This is a genomic window from Sneathiella sp. (assembly GCF_047631475.1).
Taxonomy (GTDB): Bacteria; Pseudomonadota; Alphaproteobacteria; order Sneathiellales; family Sneathiellaceae; genus Sneathiella.
In genome coordinates this window covers 1-26228 of the sequence record NZ_JBLHZT010000024.1, presented here as the reverse complement: position 1 = coordinate 26228, position 26228 = coordinate 1, and the positions used below count along the sequence as shown (strand labels likewise).

General features: G+C 48.9%; 23 protein-coding genes. 17 read left to right on the top strand and 6 right to left on the bottom strand.

The window, feature by feature from the left end:
• The first annotated feature begins 5 nt into the window (after nucleotides 1-5).
• The 4 genes from ACJAYR_RS11130 to ACJAYR_RS11115 all read left to right on the top strand — a co-directional run bounded on the left by ACJAYR_RS11130 (nucleotide 6) and on the right by ACJAYR_RS11115 (nucleotide 3779).
• Nucleotides 6-1082, top strand: a complete 1077-nt coding sequence (locus ACJAYR_RS11130) for a BMP family ABC transporter substrate-binding protein (RefSeq protein ID WP_415236670.1) — start codon at nucleotides 6-8, stop codon at nucleotides 1080-1082.
• 82 nt (nucleotides 1083-1164) lie between these two features.
• Nucleotides 1165-2175, top strand: a complete 1011-nt coding sequence (locus tag ACJAYR_RS11125) for an adenosine deaminase (RefSeq protein ID WP_415236669.1) — start codon at nucleotides 1165-1167, stop codon at nucleotides 2173-2175.
• Nucleotides 2172-3335 carry a cysteine desulfurase family protein gene (locus ACJAYR_RS11120; protein ID WP_415236668.1) on the top strand — a complete coding sequence of 388 codons (1164 nt, stop codon included), beginning with the start codon at nucleotides 2172-2174 and terminating at the stop codon, nucleotides 3333-3335. Before ACJAYR_RS11125 ends, ACJAYR_RS11120 begins: the two co-directional genes overlap by 4 nt.
• Nucleotides 3336-3779 (top strand): group III truncated hemoglobin, encoded by a 444-nt coding sequence (locus ACJAYR_RS11115; protein ID WP_415236667.1) that lies wholly within the window; start codon nucleotides 3336-3338, stop codon nucleotides 3777-3779. It abuts the gene before it with no gap.
• Here ACJAYR_RS11115 and ACJAYR_RS11110 read toward each other — a convergent pair.
• Nucleotides 3771-4667 carry a LysR substrate-binding domain-containing protein gene (locus ACJAYR_RS11110; protein ID WP_415236666.1) on the bottom strand — a complete coding sequence of 299 codons (897 nt, stop codon included), beginning with the start codon at nucleotides 4665-4667 and terminating at the stop codon, nucleotides 3771-3773. The genes ACJAYR_RS11115 and ACJAYR_RS11110 overlap by 9 nt on opposite strands.
• A 136-nt stretch (nucleotides 4668-4803) precedes the next feature.
• On the opposite strand from ACJAYR_RS11110, the gene ACJAYR_RS11105 reads away from it, so the two are divergent.
• Both ACJAYR_RS11105 and ACJAYR_RS11100 read left to right on the top strand, forming a co-directional pair.
• Nucleotides 4804-6006, top strand: a complete 1203-nt coding sequence (locus tag ACJAYR_RS11105; RefSeq protein WP_415236665.1) for a urate hydroxylase PuuD — start codon at nucleotides 4804-4806, stop codon at nucleotides 6004-6006.
• An 89-nt stretch (nucleotides 6007-6095) separates the two neighbouring features.
• The gene (locus ACJAYR_RS11100; protein WP_415236664.1) at nucleotides 6096-7115 is read left to right on the top strand and encodes a glycosyltransferase; all 1020 of its coding nucleotides are present in this window, start codon (nucleotides 6096-6098) and stop codon (nucleotides 7113-7115) included.
• A gap of 18 nt (nucleotides 7116-7133) precedes the next feature.
• Here the strand turns inward: ACJAYR_RS11100 and ACJAYR_RS11095 are convergent, their stop codons facing one another.
• From ACJAYR_RS11095 to ACJAYR_RS11085, 3 genes are all read right to left on the bottom strand, one after another.
• Nucleotides 7134-7910: a class II aldolase/adducin family protein gene (locus tag ACJAYR_RS11095; protein ID WP_415236663.1), complete on the bottom strand. Its 777-nt coding sequence runs from the start codon at nucleotides 7908-7910 to the stop codon at nucleotides 7134-7136.
• 30 nt (nucleotides 7911-7940) lie between these two features.
• On the bottom strand, nucleotides 7941-9095 hold the full coding sequence (locus tag ACJAYR_RS11090) for an acyl-CoA dehydrogenase family protein (protein WP_415236662.1): 1155 nt from the start codon (nucleotides 9093-9095) through the stop codon (nucleotides 7941-7943).
• Nucleotides 9096-9174: 79 nt separating this feature from the next.
• Nucleotides 9175-9981, bottom strand: a complete 807-nt coding sequence (locus tag ACJAYR_RS11085; RefSeq protein ID WP_169543127.1) for an IclR family transcriptional regulator — start codon at nucleotides 9979-9981, stop codon at nucleotides 9175-9177.
• Between the two features lie 147 nt (nucleotides 9982-10128).
• Here ACJAYR_RS11085 and ACJAYR_RS11080 point away from each other — a divergent pair, with 147 nt between their 5' ends.
• The 11 genes from ACJAYR_RS11080 (at nucleotide 10129) to ACJAYR_RS11030 (ending at nucleotide 22653) form a co-directional block, all read left to right on the top strand.
• A complete protein-coding gene (locus ACJAYR_RS11080) occupies nucleotides 10129-11274 on the top strand; it encodes a TAXI family TRAP transporter solute-binding subunit (protein WP_415236661.1) in 1146 nt (381 codons plus the stop codon).
• Nucleotides 11265-13268, top strand: a complete 2004-nt coding sequence (locus ACJAYR_RS11075; RefSeq protein WP_415236660.1) for a TRAP transporter permease — start codon at nucleotides 11265-11267, stop codon at nucleotides 13266-13268. The genes ACJAYR_RS11080 and ACJAYR_RS11075 overlap by 10 nt, the downstream gene beginning before the upstream one ends.
• Before the next feature lie 280 nt (nucleotides 13269-13548).
• Nucleotides 13549-14712, top strand: a complete 1164-nt coding sequence (locus tag ACJAYR_RS11070) for a TAXI family TRAP transporter solute-binding subunit (protein WP_415236659.1) — start codon at nucleotides 13549-13551, stop codon at nucleotides 14710-14712.
• A 20-nt stretch (nucleotides 14713-14732) separates the two neighbouring features.
• Nucleotides 14733-16724 (top strand): TRAP transporter permease, encoded by a 1992-nt coding sequence (locus ACJAYR_RS11065; protein ID WP_415236658.1) that lies wholly within the window; start codon nucleotides 14733-14735, stop codon nucleotides 16722-16724.
• A gap of 3 nt (nucleotides 16725-16727) precedes the next feature.
• Nucleotides 16728-17453, top strand: coding sequence for a hypothetical protein (locus ACJAYR_RS11060; protein WP_415236657.1), 726 nt, complete (start codon nucleotides 16728-16730; stop codon nucleotides 17451-17453).
• 80 nt (nucleotides 17454-17533) lie between these two features.
• Nucleotides 17534-17899, top strand: coding sequence for an ArsR/SmtB family transcription factor (locus tag ACJAYR_RS11055; RefSeq protein ID WP_415236656.1), 366 nt, complete (start codon nucleotides 17534-17536; stop codon nucleotides 17897-17899).
• A complete protein-coding gene (locus ACJAYR_RS11050; RefSeq protein WP_415236655.1) occupies nucleotides 17871-18338 on the top strand; it encodes an SRPBCC family protein in 468 nt (155 codons plus the stop codon). The genes ACJAYR_RS11055 and ACJAYR_RS11050 overlap by 29 nt, the downstream gene beginning before the upstream one ends.
• A 112-nt stretch (nucleotides 18339-18450) precedes the next feature.
• Nucleotides 18451-19059: a TetR/AcrR family transcriptional regulator gene (locus ACJAYR_RS11045; RefSeq protein ID WP_415236654.1), complete on the top strand. Its 609-nt coding sequence runs from the start codon at nucleotides 18451-18453 to the stop codon at nucleotides 19057-19059.
• Nucleotides 19060-19378: 319 nt separating this feature from the next.
• Nucleotides 19379-21199, top strand: coding sequence for a 2-oxoacid:acceptor oxidoreductase subunit alpha (locus tag ACJAYR_RS11040; RefSeq protein WP_415236653.1), 1821 nt, complete (start codon nucleotides 19379-19381; stop codon nucleotides 21197-21199).
• A gap of 1 nt (nucleotide 21200) precedes the next feature.
• Nucleotides 21201-22223: a 2-oxoacid:ferredoxin oxidoreductase subunit beta gene (locus ACJAYR_RS11035; protein WP_169543135.1), complete on the top strand. Its 1023-nt coding sequence runs from the start codon at nucleotides 21201-21203 to the stop codon at nucleotides 22221-22223.
• 100 nt (nucleotides 22224-22323) lie between these two features.
• The gene (locus ACJAYR_RS11030) at nucleotides 22324-22653 is read left to right on the top strand and encodes a TraR/DksA family transcriptional regulator (protein WP_415236652.1); all 330 of its coding nucleotides are present in this window, start codon (nucleotides 22324-22326) and stop codon (nucleotides 22651-22653) included.
• Here the strand turns inward: ACJAYR_RS11030 and ACJAYR_RS11025 are convergent, their stop codons facing one another.
• Nucleotides 22654-22938 carry a DUF6460 domain-containing protein gene (locus tag ACJAYR_RS11025; protein ID WP_169543137.1) on the bottom strand — a complete coding sequence of 95 codons (285 nt, stop codon included), beginning with the start codon at nucleotides 22936-22938 and terminating at the stop codon, nucleotides 22654-22656. It lies immediately after the preceding gene.
• 156 nt (nucleotides 22939-23094) lie between these two features.
• On the bottom strand, nucleotides 23095-26228 hold a 3134-nt coding region (locus tag ACJAYR_RS11020; RefSeq protein WP_415236651.1), incomplete at its 5' end, for a hypothetical protein.

Here is a 26228-nt window from a genome sequence, read left to right as displayed (position 1 = left end):
AGACTATGAAATTTAAGTCCGTTATTTCCCTAGCAAGTGCAGTTGCCGTAGCAGGCACTCTATTTGCCGGGGCCGCAGCCGCTGAAGACAAAATCGGCTTTGTATATGTTGGACCAGTGGGCGACCACGGTTGGACATACCGCCATGACATTGGCCGTCAGGCTGTTGTAAATGCGTTCGGCGACAAAGTAAAAACGACGTTTGTTGAAAGCGTGAAAGAAGGCCCGGATTCAGAACGCGTCATCCGCCAGATGGCAGCAGATGGCCATAAAGTGATTTTCACGACTTCGTTCGGTTTCATGAACCCAACATTGAAAGTGGCAAAGCAGTTTCCAAACGTAAAGTTTGAACACGCGACTGGCTATAAACGGTCCAAAAATGTCAGCACATATTCCTCTCGTTTTTACGAAGGCCGGTATGTCATCGGTAAGATTGCCGGTAAAATGACTAAATCCAATGTCATTGGATATGTCGGATCTTTCCCAATTCCAGAAGTTGTACGGGGCATCAATGCCGTTGCGCTTGCAGCCAAAAGTGTAAACCCGGACATCCAGATTAAAGTCGCTTGGGTGAACACTTGGTATGATCCAGGCAAAGAAGGCGATGCCGCCAAAGCCCTGATCGATCAGGGTGCAGACATCATCCTACAACACACCGACAGCCCAGCACCTCTTCAGGTTGCTGAAAGCCGGGGTGTCTGGGCTGTTGGTCAAGCTTCTGACATGCACCATTTCGCACCGAAAGCGCAGCTGACTGCAATCATTGATGACTGGGATGGTTACTATGTTGATCGCGTAAAAGCGGTGCTGGACGGAACGTGGGAATCAAAAGATACATGGGGCGGTCTGAAGTCTGGCATGGTTGGATTGGCTGACTACAACAAAGCAATTCCGGCTGATGTTGTGAAACTGGCTGAAGACACCAAAAATGCCATCATGGACGGATCCTTGAAGCCATTTGCCGGTCCGATCAAAAAACAGGACGGTAGCGTTGCTGTTCCTGCGGGCGAGGAGCTGGATGATGGCGCTTTGCTTGGTATGAACTGGTATGTTGAAGGTGTTCAGGGCAAACTGCCTAAATAAGAACCCGAAGACGATCATGACCCTCGCTGGACTTGATATGTCTGGCGAGGGTTTTATGTATCTAAAAGGAGAGAAACATAGAATGTCCACGCTAAAACAGTTTATTGAAGGCTTACCAAAAGCAGAATTGCATCTTCATATCGAAGGCAGCCTTGAGCCTGAACAAATGTTTCTTTTCGCCCAACGCAACAAAATCGATCTTCCTTACAAATCCGTCGAAGATATTCGGGCAGCCTACGAGTTCACCGAGCTGCAGGATTTTCTTGATATTTATTATCAGGGCATGGGTGTTCTGCAAACGGAACAGGATTTTTACGACCTGACATGGGCCTATCTGGAAAAGGTACACGCCCAAAATGTTATTCATGTTGAAATTTTCTTTGACCCGCAAGGCCATACAGATCGTGGCATCCCATTCAGCACCGTCATCAATGGCATCTACAATGCCCTGACCGAAGGTGAAAAAACACTTGGTATTTCCTTTAAACTGATCATGAGCTTCCTGCGCCATTTAAGCGAAGAAGAGGGTTTCAAGACGCTGGAAGAAGCGTTACCCCATAAAGGCAAAATCGCGGCTGTTGGGTTGGATTCCTCCGAATTGGGCCATCCTCCGTCAAAGTTTGAACGGCTTTATGCCCGGTGCCGGGAAGAAGGTTTCCTAACCGTTGCCCATGCGGGAGAAGAAGGCCCGCCTGAATATGTTATTGAGGCGTTAGATCTGCTGAAAATAGACAGACTTGATCACGGAAACCGTAGTCTGGAAGACAGTGATTTAACAGCCCGCCTGAGCCAATCTGGTATTGCACTAACCGTCTGTCCGCTCTCAAATTATAAACTGGCTGGTGTAACCGATATGCGCAAGCATCCCATTAAAACCATGCTGGACAAAGGTTTAAAGGCCACTGTGAATTCAGACGACCCCGCTTATTTTGGCGGCTATATGAACGAAAATTATCTGGCCATTTCGGAAGCCCTTAATCTTTCAAAAGAAGATCTGATAACCCTATGCCGAAATGGTTTCGAGGCGACCTTCTGCGCACCTGAACAAAGGCGTCGACATTTGGACCAGCTAGAAAACTACCTTGCCACATGACCAATATCGGGGATTATATCAAACTGATCGAGTTTGAAGGAGAAGAAATTCTCCTCCCCCTTTTTTTGGACCATCAATCGACAACGCCCCTAGCGCCTGAAGCCGAACTTGCACTGTTCAACGCTTTGGAACATCCAGGAAACCCGCAAAGCAAAGACCATATTTTTGGCTTGAACGCAGCCCACTTGATTGAAAAATCCAGACAGGATGTGGCCAACCTTATCGGGGCGAAACCAGATGAAATCCTGTTTACATCGGGCGCAACAGAAGCCAATGATATCGCTCTCAAGCTTTTCCTGTCTAATCGTCAGGCGCCTGCCCATATTATTTCATGTGTCACGGAACATCATTCAATCCTGAACCTTTTGTCTTTTTATCAGGAAGAGGGGCACAGGGTGACATTACTTCCCGTCGATCCAACAGGCCGCGTTTGCCTTCAAAAGTTGAAAGAAGCGATACGCCCCGAAACGGCTTTAGTAACCTTGCAGGCGGCCAATAATGAAATTGGGACACTGCAGGATATCCTGGCTATTGACGAGATCTGTGCGCTTAATGAAATTCCTTTTCACAGCGACTGTGTCCAGCTTCTGGCCTCTAACAAATTAGATGTTAGCACCCTGAAAATCAAAGCTGCCAGCCTTTCAGCCCATAAGCTTTACGGGCCTCAAGGCATTGGCGCGCTCTATGTCAGGAGAGGGGTCGAAATACCCAAGCGGGTGAGGCCAAGCGGAACACAATCGGCAGCCCTCGCTGCCGCCTTTGGTGCTGCAGCATCCCTGATTTCGCATTCCAGTGCCGCAGATAATGCCGAACTTCACCAGCTTTCCAAAACCTTGAAAAACCATTTAATTGACAAGCTGGGCGACGCTATTCGGTTTAATGGTTACCCAAAAATGACACTTCCAGGATGTCTGAGCATTACATTCAAACATGTATCAGCAGAAGACCTGCTGGCGGCCTTGCCTATGCTTGCTCTATCAACGGGGTCTGCCTGTCTGTCCCATGACGGAAAGCCGTCCCATGTTTTGAAGGCCATCGGGCTCACCCCATCAGAATGTGACCGTACAATCCGGATTGGTCTGGGGCGTTATGTCACAGAGACTGAGGTACGCTACGCCGCTAGTATGATTGCCAATGCCTGTCAGAAGTTAGGTACGTAAATGATCCCTCCCATTGAAAATCCCCGACGCGCATCGCGCACGGCTCGTATTCCAAATGATGAAATCATCAAAATGGTGGATCGCTTTTATGAGAAAGTAAAAGTCGACGACGTCCTTGGTCCCATCTTCAATTCAGCGATAGGGGATCACTGGGACGAGCATATGCCTAAAATGTATCGGTTCTGGTCATCTGTCCTGAACGGCAGTGGTCTTTATTCCGGCAACCCGATGAAGGCCCATATATCGCTAAAATCAAAAGTCGAACTGGAAAATTTTGATCGCTGGCTCTCTTTATTTCATGAAACTCTGACGGAACTATTCTGTGAAGACGACGTCGTCTATATTTTCGGCAAGGCTGAAAATATTGCCCAAAGTCTATCCCTTGGCATGTTTTATAATCCGGCCAGTCCTCATATGATACAAACGCCAAAAAGCTCAGCCTAAGCCTGCAGAGACTTTCTCGGCCAGATAGTCGATCAACAATCGAACCTTCATAGGGGTCATTTTCCCATAAGGATAAAGAGCTGAAATGCTCACCGGAGACGGTGGATACTTTTCCAGAACCGGGATCAGGTGACCTGCCTTAAGATCATCTTCAATTTCCCATCTGGACTTCAACACCAATCCGCGCCCTTCCAGCGCCCATTGGCGAAGAACATCCCCATTGTTACTATCCAATTGGCCGCGAACCGGAATGGTTTGCATACCGGTAGCGGTCTGCACGCGCCATTGAAACTGGGTTGAACCCGGAAAACGAAGGAGCAGACAATTATGCCGCAGCAAATCATCTGGCTTTTCCGGGCAACCGTTCACGTTCAAATAATCTGGAGAGGCACAGATAACCCGAGGGCTGTCTGCCAGCTTCTTCATCACCAGAGACGAGTCGGATGGATCAGCAATACGAATTGCCATATCCATGCCTTCGCCCACAAGATCCACAAAGTGGTCGGCCAGATGCAGGCGAATTTGTAAATCTGTATATGCCAACTGGAATTCCGACAGAAGCGACGCAAGATAGCGGCGACCGAATACAATCGGCGCTGTGATCTTCATGCTTCCCGAAGGATTTTCCCGCCTTGAAGATAAACTGGCTTCGGCTTGCTCAACCTGCCCCAATATATTCTTGCAATCCTGATAGTAGCGTTTGGCCTCTTCAGTCGGCACAACCTGACGGGTTGTTCTATTCAGCAATCTTACACCAATCTGCCTTTCAAGCCGTGCCACGCGTGCACTGATAACGGCAGTTGACACTCTGAGTTCCCGCCCAGCGCTCGAAAAACTACCCTGCTCCACAACCGCGACAAATGCGGCCATATCCGTTAATGTTGCCATTTAATTATCAATATTATTTTGAAACTATATATTCTTTATTTAGACTTCCAATATAATAAAAAAATTCGCACAATTGTCGATCAGTCATTTGCAGGATAAAAGTAATTGGGGACTGACAGGATGAGTGGAGAGACTAATGGGCATTGATCTGATGGAGTGGCTTCTTCTGGGAGTAAGATGGATCCATATCATTACCGGGATCGCATGGATTGGTGCATCCTTTTATTTCATTTGGCTGGATATGAACCTGACGCCCCCCAAAGCAGGTGGGCGGAAAGACAAGGATGGTGTCGGGGGTGAACTCTGGGCCATTCATGGGGGTGGTTTTTATGAAGTTCAAAAATACCGCGTTGCCCCGCCAGCATTGCCAGATCATCTTCATTGGTTCAAATATGAGGCCTATTTCACTTGGTTAAGCGGCTTCGTTCTGCTGACGTTGCTATATTACTTTGGTGCAGAGATTTACCTGATCGACAAAAGCGTCGCGGATATTTCAACAGACACAGCTATTTTGATCGGCTTGGGATCACTGGTCGGTAGCTGGATTGTTTACGATTTCCTATGTAAAACCCCGCTTATTCGGCATCAGGGCGTTTTTGGTCTTTGCCTGTTTTTGTTACTCACTGCCGCAGCCTGGGGGTTGAGCGAGGTGTTCAGTGGTCGGGGAGCCTTCATCCATGTAGGCGCCATTATTGGTACCATTATGGCGGCGAATGTTATGATGGTGATCATGCCCGGCCAGCGCGCCCTTGTTGGCGCCGCTGAACGCGGGGAAACACCTGATCCCGCACCGGGCTTAAAAGCAAAACAGCGGTCCTTGCATAACAACTATTTCACCCTGCCGGTCCTGTTTATCATGATCAGCAATCACTACCCCATGACCTTTGGCCATGAGTTCAGCTGGCTGGTGCTGGCCGCGATTGCCGCTGTTGGGGTCTTGGTCCGGCATTATTTCAATATGAAAAACCAGGGAAAATCAAAACAGGGAATAGTTCTGTTACCCATTGCATTCGTTTTATTCTTTGCTATTGCCTGGGCAGCCACTCCAAAAACAGAGGACTTCTCTGGCGGTAATAAAGTCTCTTTTGCGACCGTCCAAACGATCATACAGGATCGATGTGTCAGCTGTCATGCGGCCAAGCCAACAAGCGAAGATTTTGACACCCCGCCAAAAGGGGTGGTGCTGGAAACTGCAGCCCAAATACTACGTGAGCACAAGCGCATTCGCCAGCAGACCGTTGATACGGATGTTATGCCTTTGGGTAATATTACGGAAATGACTGAGGCCGAACGGAAACTTGTTGGTCAGTGGGTCGCACAGGGCGCAAGCGCCGACTGATCCATCTATTGCTCTATCATGATGATTGAAAAGGCCGCTTTGCTAAAAGCGGCCTTTTCAGTATAAAGACCGCAGGCAGGAGGGTATTCATGAAAATCATGCAGGCAATTGGCGGCGCTGGACACGGCGGAGCAGAAACGTTCTTCGTCAATTTGGCAGGTGCTTTTCATCGTTCCGGATTTGATCAGCTTCTGACAATGCGGGCGAATGAAACCCGGAAAGAACAATTGCTCAAACAGGGCCTAACGCCCATCGAACTCCGGTTTGGCGGAAAATTCGATTTCTTTACCCGGCGTAAGCTCCAACATATGGCAAATACCTATAAACCCGACATGTTTATGAGCTGGATGTCACGGGCTTCTGACCTCACCCCTGACGGGAATTTTCCAAAACTTGCCCGGCTTGGAGGCTATTACAAACTTAAGTATTTTCAAAAAAGCGATCATCTGATTGGTAATACCGAAGCGCTTTGTGATTTTATCATTCAGCAAGGTTGGCCTGCACAGAAAACCCATTATATTCCCAATTTTCTGACCTGGAAGTCGGCACCGCCCATAGATCGGGCTTCCTTAAACACCCCAGAAGACGCCACCGTGCTGCTGTCCTTGGGCCGCCTGCATCATAACAAGGCGATGGACACTGCGCTCAAAGTTCTCGCTGATCTGGACAATTGCTATTTGTGGATTGCCGGTGCCGGTGATTTATTGGCCGATCTTCAAAAACTGGCAGACACCCTTGATGTTACTGACAGAGTTCGTTTTCTTGGGTGGCGTACGGATAAGGAGGCCCTGTTTGCAGCGGCGGACATTTGTTTATATCCATCCCGCATCGAACCATTTGGAAATGTCACATTGGACGCTTGGGCATCCGGCACCCCTATTGTTGCAGCGGCCTCTGCCGGGCCTGCAGCCTATATCACGCATGGCGTGAACGGATTATTGGCAGACGTCGATAATGTAGGGGAGCTGAGCGCGCATGTAAGATCTGTTGTCGAAGAAGCCGGCTTATCGGAGACGCTCACGAAAAATGGTCTTGCAGAATATAATCAGAAATTCACGGAGCAGGTCGCTGTTCAAAACTGGAAGTCCCTTTTTGAACAGGTAACCTGACCCGCAACAAGCCTGATCCTAGTGACGGAAATTACTTCCTTTATTGTCAAGAATACGCAGCAGACCATCCCATTCGAGGACATTCCGGCTACTCAGTGATTTGAATTGCTCCAGCGCTGTTTCACACACTTCAACCGGCGGAATAATAATTTCTGATCCACCGCTCAAGGCTTGAATTTGAGCCTGACAGGCTTTTTCAAGATAGAAAATGCGTCGGAAGGCTTCTGCAACTGTTGCACCAACCGTCAGCAAACCATGGTTGCGCAGGATCATGGCAATATTATCTTCGCCCAAGTCTCGAACCAAACGCTCCCGTTCGTCCAGATTAAGGGCAATCCCTTCGTATCCGTGATAAGCCAGTCTGTTATAGAACATGAGTGAATGCTGTGAAATTGGGAGCAAACCCTGCTTTTGCGCAGAAACCGCCATGCCTGAAACCGTATGTGTATGCAGAACGCATTCAACATCATGCCGTGCACCATGGACAGCACTGTGAATGGTATATCCCGCAGGGTTGATGAAAAAATCGGTTTCATCCAGGACGTTTCCGTCAATATCAACCTTCACCAGGCTGGATGCTGTAATTTCATCGAAAAACAAGCCATAGGGATTAATCAGAAACTGGTCATGAGACCCGGGAATACGGGCCGAGATATGTGTGAAAATCAAATCCGACATATCATAATGAGCGACCAACTGATAACAGGCGGCAAGATTAACACGAGTTTCCCATTCTTCGTCTGACACCTTGCCTTTCAGGCTGGGTACCATCTGTTTAATTTTATCAACTCCCATTTTCAGCTCCTTTGTTCAATTATTTATTATTTAGCCGTTTACTGATTTCAGCATATTTCTGCCAATAACCAGTTGCTGGATTTGTGTTGTGCCTTCATAGAGTCGCAGCAACCGAACATCGCGGTAAAACCGCTCGACCTTATATTCCGACATATATCCGGCCCCGCCGTGGATCTGAACGGCTTTGTCTGCGATACGTCCGGCGGCTTCCGTTGTGAACATTTTACAACAGGCCGCAAGCATCGCGATATCCTCTCCGGCATCATAACGGCGGGCCGCATCAAGGGTCATTGATGTTCCAGCATACAGATCTGCCTGACTATCAGCAAGCATGGCCTGTACCAATTGGAACTCACCAATGGCTTGACCAAACTGTTTACGATCCGCGGCATACGTCAGGCCCTCATGCAGAATGCGTTCGGAAATGCCTGTTGCGACCGAACTCAAATGAAGGCGCCCACGATCCAGAACTTTCATGGCAGTATAAAAACCCTGCCCTTCTACGCCACCAAGCAGGCATTCTTTAGGGACGCGCACATCTTCAAAAATGACATCGCTGGTCTTCGTGCCGCGCTGTCCCATTTTATCGTCCGCCTTGGCAATTGTAATGCCCGGAGTAGCAGGGTCGATTAGAAAAGCGGAAACACCGGAGGCACCTTTTTTTGATATGTCCGTTCGCGCCATAACAGTGAGCATGCCCGCCCGCAAAGCATTGGTGATGTAGCGCTTTGTTCCGTTTAGGACGTAATCATCACCGTCTTTGATCGCGGTTGTCTTGAGCGATGCAGCGTCTGAGCCCGCTTCTGGCTCGGTCAGACAAAAGGAAGAACTGATCTCTCCCGTTGCAAGCCTTGGCAAATATTGTTGCTTCTGTTCTTCCGTACCGGTCATAACAAGGCCCTGACTGCCAATTCCAACCGTTGTTCCGATGACAGAGCGAAAAGATAGTGATGCCTGACAGATCTCATGAATGATGCCACATTCCTGCTCCATATTCAGACCGATCCCACCATATTCTTCGGGAATTGAAAGACCAAACAGGCCAAGTTCCTTCATTTCCTCGATGATATCTTCGGGAACATCGTTTGTTTGTTCGACAATATCTTCGGCAGGAACAAGACGTTCTCGGACGAAGCGGCTCACCGCTTCTTTCATTTGTGAATAGGTTTCTTGATCTAATGCCATCGCACTAAGTCCTTTTTTTGTTTTTCTTGATTGAGTGTTAGAAGTTAGGGGGTCGTTTCTTTTAGAGTTTTAGGCAAAGTCAGGACGGGCCACACATGACCTCGACACCCCTTGCCAATGCGACCAGTTGTGGTCCAATTTCTTCTCGCAGCTTATCTTCTGAAACCAGATAGGCAGATCCGCCGCAATTAAAAGACATCAAGTCGCCATTACTAGAATCCCAAACCGGAACGCCGACCGCGCTGGTCGCGCGCTGCCAGTCACCACTGGACAGACAAAATCCAAAATCCTGAAAATCCCGCATGGCCTGTTCAAGGCCACTATTGATTCGGCCCCAGTCGGCGCCCGCATCCCGTTTCACATGATCCAGCAAAAAGTTTCGTTCGTCTTCCTGCATGCGGCAAAGATAAGCCCGTCCCATTGAAGTTGTTGCGATCGGAATGTAGGAACCGACCTCCAAAACAAGGGTACTAGACACCGATCCTCTCGCGGCCTCAACGTATAGCATTGTAAGCTTTTCCCGAGCCCCGAGTGCTACACTATATCCGGTTTGCTTAGCCATCTCTCGCATTGCAGGACAGGCGAATAAGCGCAATCGGCTATTCGCCAATACGGTATATCCAAGGGAAAGAACAGCGGGTGAAGGCTCGTAACGCCCTATATCTTCTCGGTGAATCAGATATCCAAGCTGAACAAGAGTATTGGTCAATCGCGATACTGTTGACCGCGGCAAAGACGTCCTTTTTGCAAGATCATTATTGCCAACAGCACCTTCTCCAGGCCTAAAGGCCCGCAAGACTTCCAAGCCTCGCGCGAGGGACGTTACAAAATGCCGATCTTTTTCAACCGGATCGTCCACAATTTCTTCAAATTTTTTAATGGTCATTCTCGATCTCAGTTAAATATCAGACGGAATAAAATTAGATAAATACAATAATTTATTGCGGAATTAAATTCTGCTATGCAGAATACCCTTCTAATGGAATCACGAGAAGAAAAAAAGTTCCATTTTCATTGGGAGGAGAAGAAGCATATGAAAACAGGATTAATTTCCGTAGCGTCAGCAATTGTATTCGGGCTTACAGGTTTAGCAACGGCAAGTGACGTAAAATTACCGGGCACACTTGCATGGAGCGCCTACAACACTGGTACAACAGGTTATAACCAGTCTGTAGCGATTGGCAAAGCGCTCAAAGACAAATATGGCGTAAACTTGCGTGTCGTGCCGGGTAAAAACGATATTTCCCGCATGTCCCCTTTGCGTACCAACAAGGTCCAGTTTGTTGCCAATGGCGGAGGTACCTATTTTGCTTCTGAAGGCGTATTTAACTTTGCATCAAAGGCATGGGGACCCCAAAAGGTCAGACTGGTCATGTCTGCAACATCAGACGCGAATATTGGATTAGGCACAGCAGCGGACGCGAATATTCGCAAAATGTCTGATCTAAAAGGCAAGCGCGTCGGTATTGTCCGTGGCTCGCCGGCCCTGACGATCGGTGCACAAGCGGCCTTGGCGTTTGCTGGCCTGACATTTGACGATGTTGAAGTGGTCGAATTTGGTGGTTACGGTGCGATGTGGAAGGGCATGGTCAGCGGTCAGGTTGATGCTGCCATTGCATCAACCGTTTCAGGACCAACAAAGAAACTGCAGGCGTCACCACGTGGCATCTATTGGCCTGATTGGCCGCATGACGACAAAGAAGGTTGGAAACGCCTGAAAGAGGTTGCTCCCTACTTTGTTCCTCATGTCGCAACACTTGGTACCGGGATTTCAAAAGATAAACCCTATGAAGCCGGGTCCTATCCCTATCCTATTCTGATCACTCAAGACGATCAGGATGCTGAGCTGGTCTATTCCATGGTAAAAGCCATTCATACGGAATATGATAATTATAAAGATGCGCTTCCTGCGATGTCAGGTTGGAATCTGGACCGTCAGACCTTCAAGTGGGCTGTTCCCTATCATGAAGCAGCCGTAAAATACTGGAAAGAGATCGGTGCCTGGACGGCGGATATGGACGCCCATAATAATGCACTTATTGACCGTCAGAACACACTGGCTGATGCATGGGCAACAATGGGGTCCAAAGATCTTTCCGAAGAAGATTTCAAAACCGAATGGATGAAAGTCCGTGCTGCAGCACTGGAAGCTAAAGGTATGAATCCAGTATGGAAATAACCAAAGAGCTGGAAAACAACGTGGCGGAGCCTGAAATTCAGGCCCGCCACCGCACTCTGTCGTCTTTTTGGAATTTAGTTCTGATTATAGCCACCCTCATCGTTGTGGCCCTTTCGGTGAACCAGCTCTTTAATTTCGGCTTTTTCATTAATCATATTTGGCTGGACAACAAATACCAATACGCCCTGTTTGGTTTACTTGTCCCGTTAGTTTTCCTAATTTTCCCGATGCGCCAACAATCCAGCACGACACAAGTGCCCTGGTATGACGTCTTATTCTTCGCCGGCATGCTTGCTGTTTTGATGTTCTTTTTCATCAATGCAGAAAGAATTCTGGATAGTGGATGGGAAATGGGGGCACCAGATTACGTTGTGGGCATGGGCCTGCTCCTATGGGCTTTGGTTCTGGAAGCAACCCGGCGGGCGGGCGGAACAGCACTTTTCGTTATTGTCTTCCTGATTTCTCTATACCCGCTCTATGCTGAAGTAATGCCAGGGCCGATTTCAGGACTATCGAGCACATTTGCGGATACCACCGCCTACCACACTCTAAGTGCAGAGAGTATGCTCGGCATTCCAATGCAGGCATTGGCCAATCTTGTCATCGGTTTTCTGATTTTCGGTGTTGCGCTTACACAAACCGGAGGTGGACGCTTCTTTATCAACTTGGCGTTTGCCTTACTTGGGCATGTCAGAGGAGGACCCGCAAAAGTAGCCATTTTTTCTTCAGGCTTAATGGGTTCCATGAGCGGCAGCGTTGTCTCAAATGTTATTACAACAGGTGTATTGACAATCCCGGCCATGAGAAAAACCGGCTTTTCAAGAGCCTATGCGGGAGGTGTTGAAGCCTGTGCTTCTACAGGCGGTGTGCTTATGCCTCCGATAATGGGATCAACAGCCTTCATTATGGCCGTCTTTTTGGATGTGCCCTATATCACGATTGCGGTTGCCGCCATTATTCCATCCATCCTGTATTACCTTGCTCTGTTTATTCAGATCGATGCTTTTGCAGCGCGCAATGATATGCCGGGGATAAAGCGGGAAAATTTACCGTCGCTCAAACAGACACTGCTGGAGGGGTGGCATTTTATCGCTGTATTCGTTCTGTTAATCGTCATGCTGATTTATCTGAAACAGGAAGTACTGGCTCCGTTTTATGCAACGGTCCTCTTGCTGGTGATCAATCAGCTATTTCCGCATAGCCGGTGGAACGGAAAAGACTTCGTAAATTTCGTTCTGGCGACAGGCAAACTTCTGGCGGAAATTGGTGGTATCCTTGTGGGCGTCGGCTTGATTGTGGGTGCTCTTTCCATTACTGGGATGGCAGGAACATTGGTCAACGACCTGATTTTCCTTGCCGGTGGCAACACACTTGTTCTGTTGATAATGGGTGCGATTACAAGCTTTATTATGGGCATCGGCATGACAGTGACCGCCGCCTATATTTTCTTGGCAATCGTATTGGCCCCCGCACTGATTCAAGGTGGTCTGGAGCCGATGTCAGTACATCTGTTTATTTTGTATTGGGGTATGGTTTCTTTCATAACACCGCCAGTTGCCCTGGGTGCCTTTGCTGCGGCATCGATTGCTGGCGCCAGTCCAATGAAAACAGGACTGGAAGCCATGCGGTTGGGATCGATTATATATTTCGTTCCCTTCTTCTTTGTTCTTGACCCTGCCTTTATTTTACAAGGTGAAATTGGGCGGTCGATGTTACTGTTTGTATCCGCCGTTGGCGGTGTCATCCTGGTCGCAAGTGCCCTGCAAGGGTACTTAATCGGTATTGGAAACCTGCACAGACATCCTGTCTTCGGATGGTTGATCAGAGCCGCCGTCCTTTTCGGAGGATTACTCCTTGCAACACCAGGGGGGAGCGATCTGATCCCCTTTAGTGACCTGGAATTAGGCTTGGCAGCCCTCATGTTTGCGGGCCCTGCCGTTGCTATGGCGTATTATTTTGATCGCGGCCACACCAAAAAACAACATGTTGCCTAACGACCAATTGAGGAACAGCAGATCTGATTTTGACAAAACAATCAGATCTGCTGTTCTTTTTTCATCGGCATAAATATTATATAAATCAAATACAAAGCACTTTTTTATTACCCTTCCCCCAAGCCATACCCGCATTCAGTGTGCGCACTTCACCTGCATTACGATTCTGCTGCAAGTCAAACAATTTTTGCTCTTGCAGAATGGTGTTCTGCTATGCAGAATGCCCCCGCGTTGGAATGACAAAAACAAAACACTCCAATTCTTATATCGGGAGAAACAAATGCGCATTTCTATAAAAAACTCACTGACTATTAGCTTCGCGGCTGCTGCTGGCTTGGCCGCTGTCAGTGCCACTTCAATTGCTTCTGCTGAAGGCTTGCCTAAATCACTGATCTGGACCGCTTACGGCACCACATCCAGTGGATACGCTCAGGCAGTTGCCATTGGTAATGTTCTGAAAAATGAATTCGGAACGTCACTCCGTGTCTTGCCAGGCAAAAATGATATTTCTCGCATGACCCCCCTGAAAATCGGCAAAGCTGATTACTGCGCTTGCGGTATTGCCAGCTACTTCGGTCAGGAAGGCGTAATGCAATTTGCGACTGATAAATGGGGCCCGCAGCCACTGCGTGCACTTTTAACATCAAAAGGATCTTTCGGTCTTGGTGTTGCGATCGCAAAAGATTCAGGTGTTGAAAAACTAAGCGACCTTAAAGGCAAGCGAATTGCCTGGGTCCGCGGCGCTGATGGCCTTAACATCGCGTCTACAGCATTTCTTGCCTATGGTGGACTAACTTGGGATGATGTAACTAAAGTTGAATTCCCTGGCTTTAAAGATTCAATTGATGGCGTGATCAACGGTCAGATCGATGCGGCGTTCTCCTCAACTGTGTCTCCACATGTGAAACGTCTTGCTGCAAGCCCTCGTGGCGTTACCTGGTCAACATTGCCAGCAGATGACACTGCAGCGTGGAAACGGATGAACGATGTTGCGCCTTACTTCTCACCAGTGAAAGCAACAGTCGGCGCCGACATCAGCAAAGAAAAGCCTTGGATTGGCGCAGGTTACCCTTATCCAATTTTGGTGACAAACGCCAGCCAGCCTGCCGATCAGGTCTATACATTGACGAAAGCCATGGTCGAAAAGCATGATGGCTATAAAGACAATGCCCCTGGCGCCAAGGGCTGGGCTATTGAAAACCAGAATTTTGAATGGATTATTCCTTACCACGAAGGTGCTGTAAAATACTTCAAGGAAATTGGTAAGTGGACTGATGCCGCACAAAAGCATCAGGACCGCCTCGTAAAACGTCAGGAAGTGCTTGCAACAGCCTATGCCGCGTACAAAGCGACCAATCCATCAGAAGACGAGTTTAAAGCAGGTTGGACGAAAGCCCGTGCAGAAGCACTGGCAGCAGCGAAGCTTGCCGTAAACTTCAACTGATGTACTGATCGTTCAGTGTCATGAAAGAGAATGAACATTCTCAAGAGGAAGCGGCGGCGGGATCTTCCCGCCGTCGTTCTCTCGCTGGCGGGTGGGAACTTCTTCCCTATATCTCTGCGATTACCGTCCTTATCCTGTCAATAAATCAGCTTTTTAACCTCGGCTTTTTTGTTGGCTTTACTTTCCTCTCAAACCAGTACGCCTACATCATTGCGGGCTTCCTCCTTCCGCTCATCTTCTTGATGTGGCCAGCCCATTCAAAAGCATCTCTTTCAAAAGTTCCTCTTTATGATGCCCTTCTAGCGGCAATCATGATGGGAATTTGCTTTTACTTTGCCTTCAGCAGTGAAAAAATACTGGATGAAGGGTGGGAATATGCGGCCCCGGATCACGCCATTTATATGAGCTATCTGTTTTGGGCACTGATCTTTGAGTGCACTCGAAGAGCGGGCGGTCTGGCGATTTTTGCGATTGTCGTGGTCATTTCTTTCTATCCGACATTCGCAGATATTATGCCGGGACCAATTTCAGGTGCCGCGGCAAGCCTGCCGGACACGGCGATTTTCCACACGATGAGTTCCGAGAGTGTCCTTGGGATACCGTTGCGAGCCTTTACCAATCTGGTCATCGGTTTTCTGGTGTTTGGCGTTGCCCTGCAACATACAGGCGGCGGTAAATTCTTCATCGATTTCGCATTTGCCCTTTTGGGTCATGTTCGCGGGGGCCCAGCAAAGGTCGCAATTTTCTCGTCCGGTCTTATGGGCTCCATGAGCGGAAGTGTAATCACCAACGTCCTGACAACCGGCGTCCTGTCCATTCCGGCCATGCGCCGAGTGGGCTTTTCGCGGGCCTATGCGGGCGGCGTTGAAACTTGTGCTTCTACAGGCGGCGTTCTGATGCCACCCATTATGGGGGCAACCGCCTTCATCATGGCAACCTTTCTGGAGATTCCGTATATCGATATCGCCATTGCCGCGATTATTCCATCGGTCCTCTACTTTTTTGGCCTGTTCGTACAAATTGATGCCTATGCAGCAAAGAACGATCTGAAAGGATTGCCAAAAGAGGAATTGCCTTCCCTGGGCAAAACCCTGAAGGAAGGTTGGCATTTCATTGCGGTGTTTGTGATCCTTGTCTGGCTTCTTGTCTTCCTGAAACAAGAGTCTGTTGCCCCTTTCTATGCAACAGCGCTGCTTATTCTGATCAATCAGATTTTCCCGTATTCCCGCTGGGGATGGCGCGAATTGAAGCAGTTTGTTTTCGGTGCAGCCAGCTTGTTCGCCGAATTGGCGGCCATTTTGTGTGGTGTTGGCCTAATCGTAGGCGCGCTCGCTGTTACAGGGATGTCCGGCACAATTGCCAATGACCTTATTTTTCTGGCGGGCGGAAATCCCCTGATCCTCCTTGTGATGGGTGCCCTTACCAGTTTTATTCTCGGCATTGGCATGACAGTGACGGCTGCATATATTTTTCTGGCAATTTCATTGGCTCCGGCCGTGATTTCTGCTGGTCTTGATCCGCTCGCTGTCCATCTGTTTATCCTGTATTGGGGAATGTTGAGCTTCATCACCCCTCCAGTTGCACTGGGGGCGTTTGCTGCGGCAACAGTGGCGGGCGCAAAACCGATGGAGACCGGCGTTCAGGCAATGAAACTGGGAAGTATCATCTACTTTATCCCGTTCTTCTTTGTTCTGAACCCGGCCTTGATCCTTCAGGGTGAAACGCTGGAGATTATCAAGGTTGTGTTCACCGCACTCTTGGGTACGTGGATAATTGCGAGCGCTCTTCAGGGATATCTTGCTTGGGTTGGCAAGCTCGATATTCATCCGCAAGGACGCTGGATTATTCGTGGCTTATTGCTGATCTCTGGTCTTGCTCTTGCGACACCCGGCGGCGGTTTAATGCCGGTCAGTAACAATGAACTGGTCTTCATTGCGGTAGCGCTTGCTGTGCCAACCGTTCTCGTCGTATTGTTTGCCAATAGGAGAAATCAAACAATACGGAATGCCTGATTTATGAAACGTGGTTTAACTATTGCGATGGCCGCCGGCTTACTTATCTTTTGTGCGGCCATCGTCACCGTTTATGTCTCTATCGGTTCGATTATCATTGATACGATAGAACAAGAAGGCACGGCCCTCACCCAAACGGGGGTCACGGTGCAAGACGCTGAATTTGCACCGACAACAGGCACCGCGACGTTGGTTCAGGTAAAAGTCGCCAATCCAGTGGGATATTTGGAAAAAAATGCCTTCTCAATAGACAGGATTGATCTGTGGATAGACCCAGAAACCCTGAACAGCGACGTACTTCACATTAAAAGCATGATTCTCGTCGCTCCGGAAATCAACTATGAAATAGCAACCGAAACAGACAATCTTCGAACGCTAAAACAATATATTGATAATTCCGCGCCGACAGGTGGCACCAAGAAGAAATTGATCGTTGACAATTTCTACCTGAAGAACGGGGTTGTTGTCGTACAGGCCAACGATTTGATTGGCCAGCGCAAGACAGCCAAATTAGAGGACATTCACCTGACAGGTATTGGACAGGCAGAAAATGGCCTGACACCCGCGGCCCTTGCAAGTCAAGTGTTGGTTCCTATCCTTCGCAACACCACCCTTGCCGCGCTCAGTACGGATCTCAACCTATCCGATCAGGCTCGAAATATTATGAACGGTGCCTTGGACGAAACCGAAAAGGCGTTTCAGGCAATCCGTCAGCTCCTTAACCAGTAAGGCCAAAATAATATAGTCCATTGACAGACCGCTTTATTCTCTGTATTTAACGGATCAGTTAATTAAAGTGAATATTAAACATGAACACAGATCCTCTATCGACAATTTTTGCGGCGCTTGCGGACCCCACCAGACGGGCCATTATTGACCAGTTAACCCATGGCGAGAAAACGGCTGGCGAACTTGCAAAACCGTTTTCCATGTCTGCCCCCGCGATCTCTCGGCATCTGAAAGTCCTGGAAAATGCCAATCTTATTGACCGGACAGTTGATGCTCAATGGCGACGTTGCTCGCTTAATCCAAAGGGCCTGGAAGAAGTAAGTAACTGGGTTTCCCATTATCAAAAATTCTGGGCCGATCGATTTGCCGCGCTTGATGATTATTTGGAAGATCTGAAATCCCGAGGAGACAAAACCGATGAACGTGATGACAAGGGAAGAAAATAAAACAAATATTCAGCTGGAACTGGTCCGTGAATTTGACGCCTCCCCTGAGGAGGTTTTCAAGGCCTGGACCGATCCGATTGCCCTGCAGGCCTGGATGGCGCCAGAAGGAATGACGTGCCCAGATGCGGAAGCTAACGCCTTCGTCGAGGGATCTTATAAATTTCCAATGGTCAGTAGCAACGGTGAAGTGGATACGGCCGTCGGACACTACACATGTGTGGAAGCCCCCTACAAATTAGCTTTTTCATGGAGCTGGCTTCAAGAGGATGGCACTGTTGGTCATCCAATGCATGTTACGCTGGAATTTGAACGCTTGCCCGACAATCGAACACGCATGAACATGCTTCATATTAACCTCGCTGATCAAGAACTGAAAGAACGCCATAACTCAGGTTGGGAAAGCTGCTTTAATTGCCTCGATTCGTATTTGGCGTCCTAGATTGGGGGCAAAAAACACCTTAACAAAACAGTTGTCTGTTTTTTTCAGTTGCCGCCCCTCAATTCAGAGGGCATAACCGAAAAGACCAACAACTGTTCGTTAGGGAAGTTTTGTGGCGGATTCAAAAGAAAAACACGACGATGGCCCCTACCGGAGTGACAATCGCCGGCAAGAATTAATGGCCTCTGCAGCCCATCTTTTTAACCAACGCGGTTATGATGCAACTTCCATGCGCGACATTGCTCGTGAGGCCGGCATGCTGGCAGGATCCATGTACTATCATTTTCCGTCAAAAGACGATCTGATCATTGCGACCTATGAAGAGGGCACCCGCCTCATAACGGAAGCCGTTGAAACGGCAATTGAGGGTGTTCAAGACCCATGGGAACGCTTGGAAAAAGCGGCTATTGCTCATATGAACACTTTGTTCGGTGGCAACAATTTTTCCATTTTATTATGTGCGGATATCTCGCGCACAGCACCCGCCCTTCGGATCAGACTCATTGAAAGCCGAGATAGCTACGATGCCCTTTTCATGGCATTGATTGAGGCCCTGCCGCTTCCTGCCGATGTGGATCCCACTCTTTTGCGACTGAGCCTGCTAGGTTCCCTAAACTGGTCCAGCAGCTGGTATCGCCCCGGCGGACAAACCCCCGCGCAGATCGGCGCCCTGTTTGTTCGCCTCTTGAAAGACGGTCTAAAACTCCCATCTGACAAATAACACACAAAAATTTTGTGTAATTATTTTATTTACATAATCAGATTATAAAATATATTTGCTGTGTGAGTGCAATTATCATTTGTACACATACAATAATTTGCGTTATTCTTTATTGAATTTAATCCCCCTTGCGGGACCTATCACTAAAAAGAGTGTTTTCAGTACGGTATAACAAGGCGTAAGATTAAACCTTACTATGGGTAACACCGGTAAGATCAGAACTGTCAGTGTGAACGAAAATACAATCTGATTGGAAGCGAGTAATAAAGTGAACGAACTAAATACGAAATTGTCGGGACCTTCCCAACACAGAGCAAACGTGCCCTCTGTCGTCATCCGGTTTGCCGGCGATTCCGGTGACGGAATTCAAATCACTGGTAGTCGCTTCACCGATACCACGGCCCTTGCTGGAAATGATCTGGCCACTTTCCCGGATTTCCCTGCTGAAATTCGCGCCCCGGTCGGAACAACCTTTGGTGTCTCTGCCTTCCAGATTAACTTTGGAGCCCGGCGGATTGAAACCCATGGCGATGAACCTGATGTTCTGGTGGCGTTAAACCCGGCCGCCTTGAAAGTAAACATTCAGCGCCTGCGTAAAGGCGGCTCTATCATTGTCGATAAAGGCGCCTTCAATACGCGGAATTTGAAAAAAGCCGGATATGATACAGATCCTCTGCAAGACGGATCTCTTTCCAACTATAAAGTCCTGGAAATCGATATCACCCGGTTGGTACTTGAGTCTGTTAAAGAGTTTGGTCTTAGCCAAAAAGAAGGCCTTAGATGTAAAAACTTTTGGGTTCTGGGGCTGGTTTACTGGATTTATGGACGGGATCGTTCAGACACGACACAATGGTTGAACGTCAAATTTGCAAAACGCCCTGAAATTGCAGCGGCCAATATCGCAGCCCTGAACGCCGGGCACGTTTATGGTGAAGCCGCAGAACTATCAGATTCCGTTGGCTTGTTTGAAATCGACCACGCTGAGATGAAGCCTGGTGTGTACAGGACTGTAACAGGCGGTGAAGCCCTTGCATGGGGTCTGGTCGCCGGCGCCGAGCTTGCTGGCCTTGATATATATTTCGGCTCCTATCCGATTACACCTGCGTCTCCGGTCTTGCATACACTTGCCAAGATGAAACAATTCGGCGTTAAAACCTTTCAGGCGGAAGACGAAATCGCCGCTATTTGTTCGGCAATTGGCGCTTCCTATGCGGGCGCCCTTGGTATTACGTCTTCTTCTGGCCCCGGTATCGCTTTGAAGGGTGAAGCCATCGGCCTCGCCATTTCAACGGAACTGCCGCTGGTTATTGTTAACTCTCAACGGGCCGGACCTTCGACCGGCTTGCCAACAAAAACCGAACAGTCGGACCTATATCAATCAGTCTATGGTCGAAACGGTGATGCCCCGCTTGTCGTACTTGCAGCAAGTGGACCGGCCGATTGTTTTGAAGTCGCCATTGAAGCCTGCCGTTTGGCGACCAAATACATGACACCCGTTATGTTATTGACCGACGGGTATATTGGTAATGCTGCGGAACCATGGCTTATTCCGTCTGTGCAGGACCGAGAGCCTTTTAAAGTCACCCATTACACGGATGCAGAGAGCTTCGCGCCGTTTAACCGGGATCCGGAAACGCTGGCCCGGCCTTGGGCTGTTCCTGGAACCGCTGGACTGGAACATCGGATTGGCGGCATCGAAAAAGAAAGTGGCAGCGGCCATATTTCTTATGAGCCCGACAATCACCAAACCATGACGGATTTCCGCAGAAACAAGATTCTGGGGATCGCAAATGACATTCCCGCGCAAAAACCGGCTCAAGGAAACGAGAACGGTAAACTGGCCATTGTTGGCTGGGGGTCAACCTTCGGTCCCATCAGTCGTGCGGTCAGCAACAAGCTGTTGCAGGGTAAAGACGTGGCTCATATCCATTTGACACACTTATGGCCGCTACCTGCTAACCTTGAAGAGTTACTGAAAGGATACGATACTGTTATCGTACCTGAGATGAACGATGGTCAACTGAAAACAGTTCTAAGAGATCAGTATCTGATCGATGCCCGTCCGATTACTAAAGTAACAGGACAACCCTTTAAAATTGCCGAGATTGAAGAGGCAATTGATCAGGCGTTGGAGAAGTAAGATGAATGTGATTTCTACAAAAGATAAAATGAAACCCGCTGATTTTGCCTCTGATCAGGAAGTCCGCTGGTGTCCCGGTTGTGGCGATTACGCCATTCTGAAAGCCGTTCAACGGACTTTGCCGGACCTTGACGTTCCGAAAGAAAACTATGTCTTCGTATCGGGGATCGGCTGTTCTTCACGCTTTCCATATTATATGTCGACTTATGGCTTCCACACCATTCACGGTCGGGCGCCTGCCTTTGCTACAGGCATCAAGATGACCAACACAGACCTTGACGTTTGGCTGGTCACCGGGGATGGCGATGGTTTCAGCATTGGCGGAAACCATATGCTGCATGTATTGCGCAGAAATGTGGATATTCAGATTCTGCTTTGCAACAACGAAATTTATGGTCTGACGAAGGGCCAATATTCTCCCACGTCAGAACCGGGGCTACGCACCCCTTCATCCCCGACAGGGTCAGTTGACGCTCCGTTGAAACCTCTGGTCTTTTCATTAGGGGCCGGCGCCCGTTTCGTTTCGCGCGGGTACGATACTCAGAAAAACCTGCCAGACACCCTTAAACGGGCACACGCCCATAAAGGGACCTCAATGGTGGAAATTCTACAAAACTGCATTGTTTACAATGATGCTGTTTTTGATGATGTGCTCGCCCGTGATATTGCCAAAGAAAAACAGCTTCATGTCGAGCATGGCAAACCGCTGATCTTTGGCGCAGAAATGGACAAAGGAATTCGTTTAAACACCCAGTCCCTGACCTTGGAAGTGGTAACACTTGGCGAAGATGGGGTAACTGAAGACGACATTCTGGTTCATGACGAAAAGAATAAAATGATGGCCACCCTTCTCGCAGACATGGGAGGAAACGGTTTTCCAACTGCGTTTGGCGTCCTTTATTGTGACCCTGCACCAAGCTATGAACTTAGTGTAGAAGAACAGATGACCACGGCAAAACAGGCCTCTTCAGCCCCTTCTCTGGATGCCTTGCTAAGAGAGGGCCATACTTGGGAAGTCAAGTAACTGCGTTCTAAATTTGATATCAAGCCGGTGCCCTGCACCGGCTTTTTTTTGCATCCGTTTCAATTTCCCGCTAACCTCGGTCTTTTATTAGATGGTGCGGATGAACATTCAGGAAGCAAAAGAAAAGTTGCTGGCCCGAAAAGCCGAGCTAGAAGATATTATGGCCGCCAGTATCAATGATGAAAAACCGGTCGAACTGGATCAGTCCCGGGTAGGTCGGCTATCCCGAATGGATGCCCTGCAAAATCAGGCGATGGCACAAGATACTGTCCGCAGACGCAAAAATGAACTCACACGTATTGACGCAGCCCTTCAACGGCTTGTCGATGGCGATTATGGCTATTGCGTAACCTGTGATGAAGAAATTTCAGAAAAGCGGCTCTCGCTCGACCCCAGCACCCCTGTCTGTATCGAATGCGCTTCGATTTGATCAATCTGGTTTATCTGTCGGGCGCCCTTTTCGGCGTGACTTTGCCTGTAGAAAATTCATACCTGCGACAATTGCCCAGATGGGAATAACAATGACAGCCCCCAGAAGAATATAGTCAGCTGCCCATCTGACAGTCGACAACGCCATTGAATATATTTCACCGATCGTTCCTGTCAGGTCTTTAAGAAGGTCCAGTGGTGTTATGTCAAACCATGTCAGCATCCAGCCAACAAAAAACGAGCCAATCAAAAGCTTTACAATTAAAGATCCAACATTTTTTGACATACGACCTGCTCATCCATTCACATTATTCAATGGCATCATACAGTCTATTCGACGCCTGATACCAGCCAAAACTGAAAAGCTGCAGTGAAACGTGAAAGCCAAAAAAAAGCCCGGCAGATTGCCGGGCTTTCTCAGTTTCATAGAAAGGTTTCGTAATTAGCTTTCGTCACTAACCACAATTCCGTTCTGCGCCAGAAGCTGTTCCTGTGTCAGCGAACCGTCCCCTGTAAGGTCTGATCCGTGAACAGTGATGGAGAAGTCAGACTGACCATCGACTGTAATAACAGTATTACCGCTATCCAATGTCAGATTGACCATATCCGCACGGGCATCCGGGGCAATTCCCAGCTCATCGAACACGGCGTCCAGATTAATGGTGTCATCTCCTTCTTCGAAGTTCAGGATAATGTCGTCACCATCTGTATCTGCATCAGAGTAATGGAAAGTATCGTCGCCGTCGCCAGCATCCAATACGTCATTTCCTTCACCACCGATCAGCGTATCATCACCGTCACCGCCGGAAATCGTATCAGCTTCATCACCGCCGATAATGATTTCGTTGGCGTCGCCACCGGCGAGATAGTTTCCTGTCTGATACTGAACATCAACATGTCCTGTATCTTCCAGATCACCATCACTCACCTGATAGTCATAGTCACGGTCACCGACATAAACGTTGTCAATGTAACCGCCTTGCGTGTCTTCCGTTGGCAAGCCATGGAACTCAAGACGGGTTTCAGATCCGCTACCAGCGTCAACTTCGAAGGAGAACTCTGTCCAGCCTTTTGTCGTACCGCTCAGGGTCGTCAGAAGTTCACCATCCCAATAGACTTCCACGTCGTTTGTGGAGCCTGATGAGCGAGGAGAATACCAGAAACTGACAGTCAACTCTTCACCTGGGGTTGTTGAAACATCCTGATAGACATGAGAGTTGCTCTGTGTGTAGCCCCCCTCATTATGGCTATCCAGTTCCATTTTCGTATTACCGTCCTGCGCACCGATACCACCGGTACCACCAAACTGCAGTTCGATCGGCGCATCAGCACCATCAAGATCAACAAACCAGCCTGGGACACTGTTATATGTGGCCCATGAACCATGCCCGATATTTACGTCAGTTCCATGATCTTCGAAACTACCGTTAATAATGCGGTTTGACCCTGGAACATAAACGTCGTCCCCTGCCAAAGAAGCATCCGGCGTAACGCTCGCAACGTTCAATGGATCGCCTTCGATATCAGTGTCATTCGCCAGCATTGCATATTGAGGAACATAAATGCCGTCCAATGTATTGGTGATAACAATGTCATCGCCAGCGATCGGAGCGTCATTCACACCGTTGATATTGATTGTTACAGTTGCATCTTCAACGCCATCTACTGTTGCAGAATAATCGAAGACGATCTGTGCCTGATCCCCATCATCCATTGGGTCATAGATTGTATCCTGACCGGCTGGAACATCCAGGCTAACCTGAACATTTTCTGGGTTTGAAGCATCAAAAATCAATGTTCCGTAGTTATCAGAACCATCGACAAGATCGATTGTCCATACCTGTCCAACCTGGTTCCAGTCGCCTTCGCCAAATGTCTGCGGGAAGGCTGCGCCTGGCATCGTCACACTGACGGCACCTGGGGCATTAAAGGATACATCACCATCATTCGGGATGAAGTCTTGTGTCGGCGTTGCCAGGGTTGCTGTAATGATGTTGCCAAGGCTGTCAACATTCTCGTCTGTTTCGATGAGATCATCGATCAGGACCGGAATTTCAACATTATCAACCATCACCGCAACATTTTCGATGTTATTGGCAACCAAAGTACGGCCACCGATTGTCAATGTCGCGTCAACTTCACCATTTTCAACACGGTTCGCAAATTCGGCGATTGCCTCTTCATTTGCATCGAACTCTGCCTGAGTGAAGAACAATTCAAGCGTATCGCCATTATTGCCACCATTGTAAGTATCCGTAGAAACATTTTCCTGATCAGACATTGTCCAACGCAGGGTGTCGTTTCCGCGACCACCTTCTACGGTATCATCACCCGATCCACCGGTCAGCGTGTCATGTCCACGACCACCAATCAGATGGTCATCTCCTGAGCCGCCTTCAAGATCATCTCGGCCACGGCCACCGTCCAGAATATCGTCACCGTCTTCACCGCGAAGCACATCATTGTTTCGACCACCGGATATAACATCGTTACCAGCACCGCCGGACATTGTGTCACTACCGTCATCGCCGTACATGACATCTGCTCCGCCTTCGCCGAACATTACGTCATCGCCATCGCCACCATGCATGGTGTCATTGTCACCTACTTCAGCGTTGTCGCCGTTGTCGCCATACATCAGGTCGCTTCCAGCACCACCATCCATAACATCGGCACTGCCGGCACCACCGAACATCGTGTCAACACCGTCGCCGCCTGACATATCGTCATTGCCGCTACCACCATGCATCCAGTCATCGCCAGCATCACCTGACATACTGTCGTCGCCCGCGTCACCGCGCATGACATCGTTGTCGTCACCGCCCAGCATAGTATCGTCACCAGACCCGCCACGCATGGCGTCTTGTCCGGAGCCACCTTCCATGTGGTCATTACCGTTTTCACCGAACAGGCTGTCGTTGCCTGCATCGCCATAAAGAACGTCATCCCCGTCACCGGTCCACATGATGTCGTTACCGTCACCACCCCGAACCGTGTCCTGGCCACTATTAATGAAGTTGTCATCAAAGCGATCATTACCATCACCAAGGTCAACATAATCATTACCGCTGGAACCAACACCGTCGTTGTAGTTGTTGTTACTACCACCCCAGACAGTATCGTCACCCGTTCCGGCAGAAATATTATCGTCCCCAGCATCACCGAAGATCAGATCATTTCCAGCACCACCAGACATGTTGTCATTGCCGGCACCACCAGACATAAGGTCTGCTCCGCCTTCGCCGAACATCACGTCATCGCCGTCGCCACCTAGCATGGTGTCATCGTCACCTACTTCAGCACCGTCGCCGTTGTCGCCATACATCAGGTCGTTACCAGCACCACCATCCATAACATCGGCACTTCCGGCACCACCGAACATCGTGTCAACACCGGCTCCGCCTGACATATCGTCATTGCCGCTACCACCATGCATCCAGTCATCGCCGGCATCACCTGACATACTGTCGTCGCCCGCGTCACCGCGCATGACATCGTTGTCGTCACCGCCCAGCATAGTATCGTCACCAGACCCGCCACGCATGGCGTCTTGTCCGGAGCCACCTTCCATGTGGT

What these genes read in the sequence shown, in the direction of transcription:
- ACJAYR_RS11025 (WP_169543137.1), bottom strand. Translation starts at nt 22,938, where the DNA reads ATGTCAAAAAATGTTGGATCTTTAATTGTAAAGCTTTTGATTGGCTCG.
- ACJAYR_RS11035 (WP_169543135.1), top strand. Translation starts at nt 21,201, where the DNA reads ATGAATGTGATTTCTACAAAAGATAAAATGAAACCCGCTGATTTTGCC.
- ACJAYR_RS11120 (WP_415236668.1), top strand. Translation starts at nt 2,172, where the DNA reads ATGACCAATATCGGGGATTATATCAAACTGATCGAGTTTGAAGGAGAA.
- ACJAYR_RS11080 (WP_415236661.1), top strand. Translation starts at nt 10,129, where the DNA reads ATGAAAACAGGATTAATTTCCGTAGCGTCAGCAATTGTATTCGGGCTT.
- ACJAYR_RS11030 (WP_415236652.1), top strand. Translation starts at nt 22,324, where the DNA reads ATGAACATTCAGGAAGCAAAAGAAAAGTTGCTGGCCCGAAAAGCCGAG.
- ACJAYR_RS11055 (WP_415236656.1), top strand. Translation starts at nt 17,534, where the DNA reads ATGAACACAGATCCTCTATCGACAATTTTTGCGGCGCTTGCGGACCCC.
- ACJAYR_RS11050 (WP_415236655.1), top strand. Translation starts at nt 17,871, where the DNA reads ATGAACGTGATGACAAGGGAAGAAAATAAAACAAATATTCAGCTGGAA.
- ACJAYR_RS11105 (WP_415236665.1), top strand. Translation starts at nt 4,804, where the DNA reads ATGGGCATTGATCTGATGGAGTGGCTTCTTCTGGGAGTAAGATGGATC.
- ACJAYR_RS11100 (WP_415236664.1), top strand. Translation starts at nt 6,096, where the DNA reads ATGAAAATCATGCAGGCAATTGGCGGCGCTGGACACGGCGGAGCAGAA.
- ACJAYR_RS11075 (WP_415236660.1), top strand. Translation starts at nt 11,265, where the DNA reads ATGGAAATAACCAAAGAGCTGGAAAACAACGTGGCGGAGCCTGAAATT.
- ACJAYR_RS11085 (WP_169543127.1), bottom strand. Translation starts at nt 9,981, where the DNA reads ATGACCATTAAAAAATTTGAAGAAATTGTGGACGATCCGGTTGAAAAA.
- ACJAYR_RS11090 (WP_415236662.1), bottom strand. Translation starts at nt 9,095, where the DNA reads ATGGCATTAGATCAAGAAACCTATTCACAAATGAAAGAAGCGGTGAGC.
- ACJAYR_RS11125 (WP_415236669.1), top strand. Translation starts at nt 1,165, where the DNA reads ATGTCCACGCTAAAACAGTTTATTGAAGGCTTACCAAAAGCAGAATTG.
- ACJAYR_RS11110 (WP_415236666.1), bottom strand. Translation starts at nt 4,667, where the DNA reads ATGGCAACATTAACGGATATGGCCGCATTTGTCGCGGTTGTGGAGCAG.
- ACJAYR_RS11130 (WP_415236670.1), top strand. Translation starts at nt 6, where the DNA reads ATGAAATTTAAGTCCGTTATTTCCCTAGCAAGTGCAGTTGCCGTAGCA.
- ACJAYR_RS11070 (WP_415236659.1), top strand. Translation starts at nt 13,549, where the DNA reads ATGCGCATTTCTATAAAAAACTCACTGACTATTAGCTTCGCGGCTGCT.
- ACJAYR_RS11065 (WP_415236658.1), top strand. Translation starts at nt 14,733, where the DNA reads ATGAAAGAGAATGAACATTCTCAAGAGGAAGCGGCGGCGGGATCTTCC.
- ACJAYR_RS11095 (WP_415236663.1), bottom strand. Translation starts at nt 7,910, where the DNA reads ATGGGAGTTGATAAAATTAAACAGATGGTACCCAGCCTGAAAGGCAAG.
- ACJAYR_RS11060 (WP_415236657.1), top strand. Translation starts at nt 16,728, where the DNA reads ATGAAACGTGGTTTAACTATTGCGATGGCCGCCGGCTTACTTATCTTT.
- ACJAYR_RS11115 (WP_415236667.1), top strand. Translation starts at nt 3,336, where the DNA reads ATGATCCCTCCCATTGAAAATCCCCGACGCGCATCGCGCACGGCTCGT.